Below are 12210 nucleotides of genomic sequence, written 5' to 3'. Positions count from 1 at the left end.
GGTTGCGCACCTCTATGTTCTTCAATATAGGCAACTTCATTGAATTCTTTATGTGTATCAAGACCGATAAAAAGTATGCTATGTTTATTCATGTTAGCCTCTGCTGTTTAGTTAATTGACAAACTAATTATGGCTCTGGCTTTGAATTAAGCTAACCCACGAAAAGCGGAGGCTAACACCGTGTGGGAGTCATTATGTCTAGTTTCCTGTCGAGGTTTCGTGAAAAAATTTGCTCTTGCTATATCAATTTTGGCCTTAGTTGTTTTCTATTTTATTACAAAAGAACATAGTGAAATTGAAAAGTTTAGCGATAAAAATGATAGTGAAAATGCTGTTTCTAAAGACTTAAAGCGCAAAGAAGAATCAACGATTGAAACTGATATAGGTGTTAGTGAACTTGCATCAGCAGAAGAATACTTACTTGAAGCAAAAGAAATACGTCGTTGCAGCGCAATACCCAAAACTCAAGATGAACTTGATAAATGGATGAGCAAAGTAAATGAGGTGGGTGAGCCCTACGAGTATATCGAAGAGGTTTTGTCTCGTTTTGAGCGCTGTTCACAATTTAATTTTATATCTGATGATTTTGTTGAATTACTTTTTAAAGCAATTGAATTAGGTTCCGATAATGCCGTAGCAGAGTTATGGGCTGTTTCGGATAGAGAATATTTTCAAAGTAAAGGCTTAGATGAATTAAGCAGAGAAGACACAATAAAGCAAAGAGTTAAATTTAATAAATTGAAATACCGCCTTTCCGAAAGTGTTGCTTTGACTGGTGGAGAGCAGTCAATATTAAGGCTGGTAAAAGAGTATCAAAATTACGATCCTGACACTGGAAACCCAAACTATTTAAAAGTCATAGCATATGCAGACTTTGGGTTAAAAATAGTAGAGGATAACGATATTTACTTGAAATTAGATTTTATCAAGCAGCGTATTCATCAAAATATGGAATTTCAAGATATTGAACAGGCGCAAATGCTAACTGAAAAGTTGTTGAATAAGTTTGGTGAAAATGGAAACTAACAAAACAATTAACAGAATTCGCTTCGCTCATTGGAAAAAATCCTCGCTGGCACCTCGTGCCAAAGCACTCGGTTTTTCGCGTTATTGTAAGCGTTAAAAGACGAGGGAAGATATGAGTTTACCAAGGGAACAATTAGCAAAAGTTAGAACTCCGTTTAGGGTTCTATCGGGTTTCATCTTTGTACTTTCATTGTTTGCTATTTTAGCTACTGTAACTTTTGCGTTCGCAGAACCATATGATCATATTATTTGGCTTTTAGGTGTTGTGACGTTTGGCATGTCATATATATCTGGGCATATTGTATTTACAGGTTATGCCCCCAAGTTTTTACCGTTTACGCATGGTGCTAAAGATGGCTTATAACAAGTGACTAAAGTTATGAGTGTCCACAAGTGGCACGTATGCGACTGTCAGATTTGATCATAATAAAAAATTAAATCTGATAGGTTAGTTAAGACTTATTCAATTAGCCTTTGCTCTAAAAGCGAAGCGCCTCTTACCCTCTTTGTGAATCGTTCACTTAATGGTTTCATCCATCAAGTTAAACGTATTCGTTTTATTCTGGCAAAGAAAAAACATATGGCACAAAGAGAAATGAATGAGGAAAATAAAAGCCAAAAGACTTTAAGCTAATGACTACTCTAAAAGCGCAGCGCCTCTTACCCTCTTTGTAAATAAATCACTTTTACATGCTTTGCCAGTAACGTAAGCATGCTTTACGTCTATAAAATAGCCGTATAACTTCACATTTGTAGTAGACGCAGAGCTCGCTCGCGTGAAAAGCGCAGCTTTTAATAACTTAAAAAAGTTACTCGGTAGTAGTTAAATGTAACTATGTGTGTATTGAACACACTAACTAAGTTAATTGCTCAAGCTCCGTGATAAGCGCTAGAGCCTCTGCATTAGTTGACCCACACACATCAACTGTGGCACTAAAATCACTGCATACTTTTGGTCGAGACTCATCACCAAATAACTTACATAAATTGCGCTCATCTAGCTGAATACAACGTTCTCCGGCCTTTTTGCCATTTGGCATACCCGGTATTGGCGAGCTAATACTTGGCGCAATACAACATGCACCGCAGCCTAATCGACACGTCATTGGCTCTGTTTTCATAACACCCTCAGTTTAAATTAACCACATATTTAACAATACAGACTCCTTTTTAGAGCCAAATATTTATTTGTAATACACATATGTAATGCTTTGTTACATCTTCAAACGCCTTGTAAACACTTTATTGCGTATTATTGCCCTATCACCACTTTTATGAAGGAATGCCTTGTGGCTACTAAAAAACAAATTGTTCTTCCAATCGCAGTTTTAGCTGCCGGAATTGCACTGGCAATTGGCTTTTCAAATATGAAAACCCCGCCTGAAGAAAAACCAGCGCAAGATACTCGTCCACTGGTTGCTGCGCAAACAGTCAACATTGATGCAATAACACTCGACGTAAAATCGTACGGGGTTGTAAAACCTAAAGACCGTACCGAGCTAATTGCACAAGTAAGTGGCCAAGTTATTTCCGTAGCAGATGAATTTGTTGAAGGTGCATTTGTAAAACAAGGCGACATTTTAGCACGAATTGATCCAAATGATTACGAAGCCGATTTTATTGAAGCACAAGCAGGCCTTGCTCAAGCAAGTTCAGCCCTTGAAATAGAACGTGCCCAAGCGCATGTAGCAAAAGCTGAATGGGAACGTATTAAATCAGACTCAAGTGACTCAACTGCATCAGAGCTTTATTTACGTAAACCGCAATTAGCCGAAAAGCTAGCGCGTTACCGCTCTGCCCAAGCCAGTGTTAAACGTGCAAAGCGTAATCTTGAACGCACTTATATAAAAGCCCCATACGACGCTATTATTAATGCACGCACAATAAGCTTAGGCTCTGTAGTAAACCCGGGCAGTAGCTTTGGCGCATTAAGTGCCACATCGGTGGCTGAAGTACGTTTACCTGTAGCCGATAGCGAAATGCAGTACCTAGCCAATGGAGGCATTGGTGCAACCGTTACCCTTAATGCAGAATTTGCCGGCAAGCAAACGTCATGGCAAGCCAAAGTTGTGCGCAGCGAAGGTGTGATTGATCAAAAAAGCCGCATGAGTTATTTAGTTGCACAACTACCAACGCCATACGCCGATAACACTAAACCACTACGTTTTGGTTCATACATTAATGCCACCATTGAGGGCAGAGCCCTTGATAACGCAATTATTGTCCCGCATCACCTTGTTAAAGATAAACAAATTGCCATTTTAAACGCGAACAATACTCTAAGCTTTAAAGCACTGAATATTGTACGTGAACAAGATGGCATGGTAATAGCCGATCAAGGGTTACAACTTGGCGAACAGTTAATTACCTCAGCACTAGAATACCCAAGCGAAGGAATGGCTGTTAAAACGGATGAAGATGACAAACAAGGTGAAGTAACACAGCTTGCTCTTAAAGAGGACACCCTATGAGTACCTCTGAAAAGGGCCTAATTGCCTGGTTTGCTCGCAACCCTGTTGCAGCAAATTTAATCATGATTTTTATTCTGGTTGGCGGTTTATTAACAGCCTTAACGATTCGTAAGCAAGCATTTCCGCAATTTGAAAGTAACTGGGTGAGTGTTCAAGCCGTTTACCCTGGCGCCGCACCGCAAGAGGTTGAAGAAGGCATTACAATAAAAATTGAAGAAAACCTAGAGGGATTAGAGGGCATTAAACGCTTTATAACTTACTCTAATCGCGGCTACGCACAAGCATGGATTGAAATTGAAGAAAAATACGACCTTCAAGAAGCCTTAGACGAAATAAAAGCCCAAGTAGATTCTATAAACTCGTTTCCTGCGGGTATGGAAAGACCAATAATTCAGCGCGATAAGTTTCAACAAGAAGTGATGTTTATTGCACTATATGGGGATATGACCTATGCCCAACTAAAAGAACTAGGTACCGATTTAGAAGATGAATTACTCGCTTTACCTGGTGTTAATTTAGTCAGTTTTTTTAGCGGCTTAAATTATGAAATAGGCATTGAGATTAGCCCCGACAAACTGCGTGAATACGGCCTTACTTTTAGAGATGTATCAAACGCTGTAAGAAACTTTTCAACTAATATGTCGGCTGGCCAAATCCGTTCAGATAACGGGTATATTTCTATGCGTGTTGAAAAACAAGCTTATAAAGGCAATGAGTTTGAGCAGTTGCCTTTAATTACCCTTGCTGATGGCGCACAAATATATTTAGGCGATGTAGCCACCATTAACGATGGTTTTGAAGAAGGCTTATTATATTCAAAATACAATGGTAAAAATTCGTTAATGTTTGATATTGCAGCATCTAAAGATCAAGACATTACCGACGTTGCCAAAGTACTTAAAAATTACATGGCCGAAAAAGAATCTAAATTACCACAAGGCGTAAAACTAACCCCTATGGTTGATTTAACCTACTACCTGCAAGGTCGTCTCGATATGATGATCGATAACATGGTATGGGGTGGTGTTTTAGTTATGCTGGTGTTGGCATTGTTTTTACCGCTTAGATTAGCATTTTGGGTAATGATGGGTTTACCGGTTTCTTTTTTAGGTGCCTTTTTGTTTATGCCGATAGGCTTTTTAGATATCACCATTAATATGGTGTCGTTGTTTGCCTTTATTATTGTACTCGGTATTGTGGTGGACGATGCAATTGTTGTGGGCGAATCGGCCAGTGCCGAAATAGAAAAACACGGCCACTCACTCGATAACGTAATCCGTGGTGTTAAACGTGTTGCAATGCCCGCTACATTTGGCGTACTCACCACCATTGCTGCTTTTTTACCGCAAGCTATGGCATCAGGGCCCGGCGCAGCATTTTCTAAAGCGATTGGTGTCGTTATTATCCTGTGTTTAATTTTTTCGTTAATTGAATCAAAACTTATTTTACCGGCCCATATTGCCGCAATGAACCCACGTAAACCTAATCCTAAAAACCCATTGCACAAGGTGCGTATGGTTGTTGATAAAGGCCTTAAATCGTTTGTTCAAAATTACTACACGCCTTTCATAGGGCACTGTATTCATTATCGCTATACCGTAATTATTGGGTTTATATGTATTTTAATTATGAGCGCAGGCATGTTTGCAGGCGGTTTAGTTAAATTTGTACCAAACCCTAAAATACAACATGACTTCCCGCGTGTGGTTGTAGAAATGAATCTTGAATCATCAGAGCAAGCAACACTTGAAACAGCTAAAAAAATTGAAGCGGTACTTCTTAGTGTAGATGAAGAGCTTGAAGCACAATACGGTCAAAAAATGATACGTGACCTTTCGGTAAGCCTTCGTGGCCGTACCACTGCGCAATTAATGGCTGTGCTCATTGAACCTGATAAACGCCCTATTGATACCTTCACTCTTAGCTCATTATGGCGTGAAAAAATGCCACCATTGCCGGGCGTTAAAACGTTGACCATTGAAGATAACTTATTTGGCGGCGGACGAGATGACGGCGACGTAAGTTTTAGACTGCAAGGTAAAGATACCGACAAACTAAAAGAAGTTGCTTCGTTATTAAAAACTAAATTACAAAGCATGGAAGGCGTAGGCGATGTTAACGACTCATTACAAAGCGCTACCGATGAAGTGCAACTTGATTTAAAACCACTTGCATACAGCATGGGATTGACCCTTGCAGACGTTGCATCGCAAGTTAGCTTTAGTTATTACGGATTAGAGGCACAACGTATTTTACGTGAAGGCGAAGAGATCAGAGTGATGATCCGCTACCCTGAAAACGAACGTAACTCTATTAGTAACATACACAGCACACGTATTATCACGCCAACAGGTGTTGAAGTGCCGTTAAGTGAAGTTGCACAAATCAACATTGTAGATGGTGTAAACAGAATCCGCCGTGAAAACGCAAACAGAACAGTTAATGTATGGGCAGCCATTAATACTGATAAAGTTGAACCTTTTGCCATTGTAAAAGAAATCACTGACGAGTATTTACCAACCCTTTTACAAAATTACCCAGGTGTTACCAGTAATGTCGCTGGTCGAGTGCAAGAGGAAATGGAAAGCGCTGATGAGCAATTACGTGATTTTGCAATTTCACTAATGATTATATTTGCATTATTAGCCATTCCGCTTCGCTCATACTCACAACCATTGATCATTATGTCGGTTATTCCATTTGGTGTGGTCGGTGCAATGTTTGGTCATATGGTATTAGGAATGACCATGAGCGGCCTTTCAATGTTTGGCATCATTGCGGTCGCCGGTATTGTAGTGAACGATTCGTTAGTTATGGTTGACTTTGTAAATAAAGCGCGTGCAGAAGGTGTACCTATAAAAGAAGCGGTTATGCAAGCGGGAGCTCGTCGTTTTAGAGCTATATTGCTAACCTCAGTGACCACCTTTATTGGCGTGTTACCTATTATTATGGAAACGAGTTTACAGGCACAAATTGTAATACCTATGGCAGTATCACTCGCCTTTGGTGTGCTATTTGCCACCGTGATTACGCTTATTCTTATACCGTGTCAGTATGTCGCACTTGAAGATACAAAACGAATGATTCGTAAGTGGCGTGGTAAACACCCTATTGTCGATGGCCAACCAACAACGACCAATAGCTAATTAAGTAAAACCCCAACCAAAAAAGCTCGGCAACATGCCGAGCTTTTTATTTATAGTTAAAAATAACCTTCTATTATTTGCTAACTTCCCCTTTTCACTGGTATTTTGACTCTCAGTTTACTTTCTTAAAGGATTAACCATGGGTACATTTCAACTTATTTTATTTATCATATTTGCAGTACTAACCATTGTTGGATACAGAAAAAATAACCGTAATTTAATGTTATTGGGTGCCATTGTTGTAGCGTTTGCCTTTGCAGGATTAGATTTTATGATGGGGGTTGATCATAGCCTGTCAGCTTATTAATAGTTAACGGCAAAAATACACTAAATAGTAAAATTAGTGCTCGTTTTTTATACCAGATACGTTTAGGTACTTAATATTAAAAAGCATAACAATTAAGGAAAACCATGAATTCACCTCAAATAGATCACATTCCTCAAGAAGCGTTTGATTGGTACGACGAATATGCCCATGGTTTAATGGACCGCCGTACTTTTATGAAAAAGCTAGGTGGCCTTGCAGCACTGGGGATTTCAATGAGTGTGCTCACCAGCGCGCTTTTACCTAACTATGCACTTGCAGAGCAAGTCTCGTTTAACGATGACGATATTAAAGCCACCTACGAAGAATTTGATTCGCCAAACGGGCATGGTAAGGGTAAAGGTTATTTAGCGGTGCCTAGCAAAATTGAAGGTAAACTGCCGGTTGTATTAGTTATTCACGAAAACCGTGGTTTAAACCCTTACATAAAAGACGTAGCAAGGCGCTTAGCCAAAAAAGGTTTTATTGCTTTTGCCCCCGACGCACTTTTCCCGCTTGGTGGCTATCCGGGTAATGATGATGAGGGGCGTGCAATGCAACGCACGATGGACAGAGCTAAAATTCAAAACGACTTTGTAGCCGCCGCTCACTTTTTAAAAGCCCACCCTAGCAGCAACGGCAAATTAGGCGCCGTAGGCTTTTGTTTTGGGGGTTATATTGTTAACTACTTAGCCGCAGTTGATAGTGACTTACTCAGCGCGGGCGTGCCCTTTTATGGCACACCTGCAAGTGAAAGCTTACACAAAAATATAAAAGCCCCTTTACTGATTCAATTAGGTGAACTTGATAAACGCGTTAACGCCACATGGCCTGAGTATGAAAAAAGCTTAAAAGCTAACAATGTTGAGTACACTATGCACATGTACGAAGGTGCTAATCATGGTTTTCATAACGACTCTACTGGGCGTTATGATGAGCAAAAAGCAGAGCTTGCTTGGCAGCGTACCTTAGCGTTTTTTAATGAAAAATTAAGCTAAACACCATAAAAAACGCCGCATAAGTTGAATAATGTGGCGTTTTAAATTTAATTATTTAGCGACTTAGTTATATAGATGTTTAGTTATTTACATATCTGCGCTTTAAAACAAGTAGCGATATAAAAACCAAAATAAACACACTAAACGCCCCGGCACTGCTTGAGCCATCTTTATTCTCTATTTTTGCTATTTTTTCTTCTTTAACCCGCGTTTTAAAGCGTGCTAATTCCGCATCTAAATTTAGGCTCATATCGGTAACCGCTAGATTAAACCCTTCAAGTGACTTTTCATTGAGGGTTTCGTCAATACCAATAGCGGTGGTTCTTTTTTCAAGCTTGCTGATGCCTGGTGCTCTAAAAAGCATTTTTTTACTTTTTATATCAAAAACAGCAGTGTCGACGAAGGTTTGAATCGTATTTTCGTTACCGGGAATAACGTACATACCTACAATGGTCCAATACAATAATGCGGCGTTATTTTCATAGGTTTGCGTTACTTGATCGTAAGAAATCAATGCCATCACGTCTACATCGTATAGTCGCCCTACTTGTTCAAGCGCTGAAAACCCTTCCCCACCTTTAAGGTACGTACTTGGAATTACTTCTATGCGGTCAATGTAATCGTACTGCAAAAACGATTTTTTAACTCTTTCGAGTAACTCTACCTCATTTTGGCTTTCAATTGCGTTTGCTCGCCAATCTTTAGAAGGCACAAATGAAATGCCCACTGTAACAGGTAATTTTAACACTGGAATTTCTGGTTTATACGTAGCACGGCTATCTTCGTTTGGATAAAGAAAGTCAACCAAACTGCTAGAACGCGTATTTTTACCTGCATTATTACTCACAAGCGCACTACATGAGGTCAGTACAAAAACCATCAACATGACAAAAAACGTATTTTTTTTCATTATTATTCCTTTTTAATTAAATTCAGTTACGTGTAAAAGCTCGCCTGATGGTCCCCATAAATAAATCACTCTACCCCACGGCTCTTGTTTTATTCCTTCAAAGCGAATATCAAAGTTAGTTAACTTACTAATAGTGTTAAAAGCTTCGTTTATGTTTAATACGCACACTTGCAGCATTAAATTTTCAGCAAATTCTTGGTTGTAGTAACGCTGTAAAAAGAGGCTGCATTCACCTGATGTTGCAATACTTAAATCAGCTGATGCCTGCTCAACATTAAAGCCCAGCGCCTGATAAAATGCACACGATTGTTGATAGTTTTTACATGGCACAAATACTCTGATGTCATCTATTTTCATTGTTTTCCTTTTATTATTTAGGTGCGGAAGGCTTAATAACTTATTTATGAAAGTGACTTTAGAGACTAATAAACTTTCAGGGTTAAGGGTTGTCCTTGCTAAGAGCCATTTACTATTTGTTGTCTGTATAAATTAGGCTAAAGGGCGTAAGATGGACGCATAGGCATTGCTCGACTTTTGCTTAGCCCGCTCGGCTGCTCACATAGCGCAGTTATTCCACGTCCACTAAATTAAATAAACTCAAGCCACTAAGGTCAACATGCCCTATCGCTTTTACCATCAAGCGCGGTATTAAGCGCTCAATAAATTACACGTAGTTAATATCAATGTTCTCTTTTTCATCTGAATTTAGCAGTGAGTTAAATTGTTGATAAATTTCATCTTTTGAGCCTAAAAGTTGAAAATCGTAACCATTGCCGTTTCCGTCAATAATTATTGATAACCAATTATCACTTATATTAACAATAGAAATTCGCTTAACCTCGATCGACTCTTGATCTGATATAAACTTAAAGCGACTCAAATTTGGCTTTGTGATTTTTATAGTGCCGGCGCTTCTCTTGATTAGATTATGTGGGGAATGTTTAGCTTTATATTCATCGGTAAATCGATACCTAAACGATAAGCATGCAAAAAATAACAGCAAAAAAGAAGCTTCAATTTCATTGTTTATATACCAAATTATAAAAAAAGCGATAAACATAACAACGGCAATAAAAGCAAAGCCGTTTTTATAATGAGCGTCCGTAATTTTCAACTTAGCGATTCCTTTTCAACTATACATTAGATATAAAACTTAATAATTAACACAGCTTAGTGCTTAGCGATGCCTTAATCACTTTGCCTTCATTTATGTCTGCGTTAATCGTACAGCTTGCACCATTAATTAAGTTTAAATTAGGTGCAACATGCCCAATATCAGCATCAAACAGTACGGGGAAAATACATTTACCAAGTGCTAATTCTATTGCTTGGTAATAATCAATCTGCTTATGGGGGCTATCAATAACGGCACTGCGACCAAGTATAATACCGTTTACATCAGTAAGTACGCCATTTAGTTTTAATGCAATGAGACTACGTGCTACGGCTGTTGGGCTTAACTCTGCGTTTTCTAGAAAGAGCACAAGCCCCTCTGGTGCATATTCTTGTTTAAAGCGATGTAAATCGAGGTAAGGCGAGCCAAGCAACAAGTTAAGCGTGTCTAAACAACCGCCAAAAAGCCGGCCTGTTATTTCTAATTTACGCGCATCGTTGTAATTTAAACATTGCCATTGCGTTGGCTCAGTAAGTTCAAACAACGCATCAGGGTCGCTCTCATAATTAATTAATTTAGTTTGGTATGAAGTTGAAGGTACTTGTTCAAATTGCTCGCCTTTGGTGAGCGCTAAAACGTGAAAAACATTTACACAATCATGATCAGTTTCATTTGGATGTAGCTGCATTAAATTAGCAGTATGAAGGGTTGCCCAACCACAACGAGAAGTGAGCACACACGCTAATGTACTAACATCAGAGAACCCCACTAGCCACTTAGGTTTAGCCGTTTTCACTATGTTGAAGTCAATATATTGCAAAACGTCTAGCGCAAGCTCTCCACCCCATGGCGGCATAATTGCCGCTATATTTTCGTCGGTAAGAAAGTGCATTAGCTCTAAAGCTCGATCTTTAGCGCTAATATTTTTCCTCACACTATTACCTTCAATTACTTTATACCCTAGCGACTTTAAACCATTTAGCACAGTGTCTAATCGTGTTTGAAAGTGATTATCAACACCTGAAGAAAACGCACAAATTGCAATATTATCATTAGGTTTAAGTGGCTCAGGAAAATTAATTAAGGACATCAGTACTCTCAATCATTAGGATATAGTCAACCTAACGTACCCAATAAAGTAAACAAAGTCGAGATTATTAAAGGCATAAAAAAACCGATGTAATCACATCGGCTTTTATGTAAACGCTAAAGTGAGGATATATTAAAGGTACTCAACTTCAATGATTTCGTATTCAACGTCGCCCTTTGGTGTTTTAATGGTGACTGCATCATCCATTTGTTTACCAATCAAACCACGAGCTATAGGTGAGTTAACAGAGATTAAGTTATTTTTAATATCTGCCTCATCATCGCCAACTATTTGGTATTTAACTTCGGCATCAGTTTCTACATTAACAATAGTTACTGTGGTACCAAAAATAACCTTACCGGTGTTAGGCATTTTAGTTACGTCGATTATTTGAACATTTGAAAGTTTAGCTTCAATTTCTTGAATACGACCTTCACAAAAACCCTGTTGCTCACGCGCAGCGTGGTACTCAGCGTTTTCTTTTAAGTCACCGTGTTCACGCGCATCAGCAATATCAGCGATGATTTTAGGACGGGTAACTGTTTTTAATTCGTTAAGCTCTTTACGCAGTAAATCTGCGCCACGAACTGTCATCGGAATTGTTTGCATATTTTCTCACTTAACACCAAGGCCTAATTAGGCCTTGGTACATTTCCTTAGTTCAATCGCAGGTGTAGCTCTTGAACTGACGCCACTTTACTGCGGTCATCTGCTTTGTTAGCAGTACAGTTAGCGAATGCCGCGTTCAAGGTAGTCGTATAATTGGTTTTATTTTGCAATGCACCACGACGTAACACCTTCGAATCTTCGATCGCTTGGCGACCTTCGGTGGTATTAACGATATAGCTGTATTCTTTATTCTTAATGTAATCAAGAATATGTGGACGACCTTCGTAAACTTTGTTTACGCGACGAACGTTAATACCCGCTTCTTCAAGCGCTTTGGCTGTGCCACCTGTTGCGTCTAATTCAAAACCTAACTCAGTCATGATTTTAGCTAATTCAACAATACGTGACTTATCGCTATTACGAACAGATAATAACGCGCGACCACCGCGTGGTAAAGTATTGCTTGCACCTAATTGTGCTTTTGCGAATGCTTCGGCGAAAGTATCACCAACACCCATTACTTCACCTGTTGAGCGCATTTC

At 39.1% G+C, this 12210-nt stretch carries 12 protein-coding genes and 1 pseudogene; 6 read left to right on the top strand and 7 right to left on the bottom strand.

Features of this window, described 5'->3' with window-relative positions:
* The first annotated feature begins 219 nt into the window (after window positions 1–219).
* Both BCG07_RS17490 and BCG07_RS17485 read left to right on the top strand, forming a co-directional pair.
* Entirely contained in the window at window positions 220–1026 is an 807-nt protein-coding gene (locus BCG07_RS17490) for a hypothetical protein (protein WP_286891299.1), read from the top strand.
* A 112-nt stretch (window positions 1027–1138) separates the two neighbouring features.
* Complete coding sequence (locus tag BCG07_RS17485) at window positions 1139–1390, top strand: hypothetical protein (protein ID WP_286891297.1); 252 nt, start codon at window positions 1139–1141, stop codon at window positions 1388–1390.
* A gap of 493 nt (window positions 1391–1883) precedes the next feature.
* Here BCG07_RS17485 and BCG07_RS17480 read toward each other — a convergent pair whose 3' ends face one another.
* Entirely contained in the window at window positions 1884–2147 is a 264-nt protein-coding gene (locus BCG07_RS17480) for a YkgJ family cysteine cluster protein (RefSeq protein ID WP_286891295.1), read from the bottom strand.
* 168 nt (window positions 2148–2315) lie between these two features.
* On the opposite strand from BCG07_RS17480, the gene BCG07_RS17475 reads away from it, so the two are divergent.
* From BCG07_RS17475 to BCG07_RS17460, 4 genes are all read left to right on the top strand, one after another.
* The gene (locus tag BCG07_RS17475; protein ID WP_286891293.1) at window positions 2316–3497 is read left to right on the top strand and encodes an efflux RND transporter periplasmic adaptor subunit; all 1182 of its coding nucleotides are present in this window, start codon (window positions 2316–2318) and stop codon (window positions 3495–3497) included.
* Entirely contained in the window at window positions 3494–6643 is a 3150-nt protein-coding gene (locus BCG07_RS17470; RefSeq protein ID WP_277054319.1) for an efflux RND transporter permease subunit, read from the top strand. Before BCG07_RS17475 ends, BCG07_RS17470 begins: the two co-directional genes overlap by 4 nt.
* A gap of 139 nt (window positions 6644–6782) precedes the next feature.
* Entirely contained in the window at window positions 6783–6950 is a 168-nt protein-coding gene (locus BCG07_RS17465) for a hypothetical protein (RefSeq protein WP_006792439.1), read from the top strand.
* Window positions 6951–7054: 104 nt separating this feature from the next.
* A complete protein-coding gene (locus tag BCG07_RS17460; RefSeq protein ID WP_006792438.1) occupies window positions 7055–7945 on the top strand; it encodes a dienelactone hydrolase family protein in 891 nt (296 codons plus the stop codon).
* Between the two features lie 79 nt (window positions 7946–8024).
* Here BCG07_RS17460 and rhlP read toward each other — a convergent pair whose 3' ends face one another.
* The 6 genes and pseudogenes from rhlP to carB all read right to left on the bottom strand — a co-directional run.
* Window positions 8025–8855 carry a rhombotarget lipoprotein gene (rhlP, locus tag BCG07_RS17455; RefSeq protein ID WP_286891290.1) on the bottom strand — a complete coding sequence of 277 codons (831 nt, stop codon included), beginning with the start codon at window positions 8853–8855 and terminating at the stop codon, window positions 8025–8027.
* Window positions 8856–8867: 12 nt separating this feature from the next.
* Window positions 8868–9212 (bottom strand): VOC family protein, encoded by a 345-nt coding sequence (locus BCG07_RS17450; protein ID WP_286891288.1) that lies wholly within the window; start codon window positions 9210–9212, stop codon window positions 8868–8870.
* Window positions 9213–9519: 307 nt separating this feature from the next.
* The gene (locus tag BCG07_RS17445) at window positions 9520–9969 is read right to left on the bottom strand and encodes a hypothetical protein (protein WP_006792435.1); all 450 of its coding nucleotides are present in this window, start codon (window positions 9967–9969) and stop codon (window positions 9520–9522) included.
* 46 nt (window positions 9970–10015) lie between these two features.
* Window positions 10016–11059 (bottom strand): S66 family peptidase, encoded by a 1044-nt coding sequence (locus BCG07_RS17440; RefSeq protein ID WP_286891286.1) that lies wholly within the window; start codon window positions 11057–11059, stop codon window positions 10016–10018.
* 132 nt (window positions 11060–11191) lie between these two features.
* Window positions 11192–11668, bottom strand: coding sequence for a transcription elongation factor GreA (gene greA, locus BCG07_RS17435; RefSeq protein ID WP_006792433.1), 477 nt, complete (start codon window positions 11666–11668; stop codon window positions 11192–11194).
* A 47-nt stretch (window positions 11669–11715) separates the two neighbouring features.
* A pseudogene (gene carB, locus BCG07_RS17430) lies at window positions 11716–12210 on the bottom strand (carbamoyl-phosphate synthase large subunit); the annotation flags it as partial.

Origin of the sequence: Pseudoalteromonas sp. ESRF-bin5 (assembly GCF_002632075.1) — a bacterium.
Lineage (GTDB): Bacteria > Pseudomonadota > Gammaproteobacteria > Enterobacterales > Alteromonadaceae > Pseudoalteromonas > Pseudoalteromonas marina.
The sequence above is the reverse complement of the archived record's forward strand: the minus strand, read 5'-3'. Positions and strand labels throughout refer to the sequence as shown.

Coding starts and splice junctions, on each gene's coding strand:
- BCG07_RS17485 (WP_286891297.1), top strand. CDS start 1,139: ATGAGTTTACCAAGGGAACAATTAGCAAAAGTTAGAACTCCGTTTAGG.
- BCG07_RS17480 (WP_286891295.1), bottom strand. CDS start 2,147: ATGAAAACAGAGCCAATGACGTGTCGATTAGGCTGCGGTGCATGTTGT.
- BCG07_RS17470 (WP_277054319.1), top strand. CDS start 3,494: ATGAGTACCTCTGAAAAGGGCCTAATTGCCTGGTTTGCTCGCAACCCT.
- BCG07_RS17465 (WP_006792439.1), top strand. CDS start 6,783: ATGGGTACATTTCAACTTATTTTATTTATCATATTTGCAGTACTAACC.
- BCG07_RS17460 (WP_006792438.1), top strand. CDS start 7,055: ATGAATTCACCTCAAATAGATCACATTCCTCAAGAAGCGTTTGATTGG.
- rhlP (WP_286891290.1), bottom strand. CDS start 8,855: ATGAAAAAAAATACGTTTTTTGTCATGTTGATGGTTTTTGTACTGACC.
- BCG07_RS17450 (WP_286891288.1), bottom strand. CDS start 9,212: ATGAAAATAGATGACATCAGAGTATTTGTGCCATGTAAAAACTATCAA.
- BCG07_RS17440 (WP_286891286.1), bottom strand. CDS start 11,059: ATGTCCTTAATTAATTTTCCTGAGCCACTTAAACCTAATGATAATATT.
- greA (WP_006792433.1), bottom strand. CDS start 11,668: ATGCAAACAATTCCGATGACAGTTCGTGGCGCAGATTTACTGCGTAAA.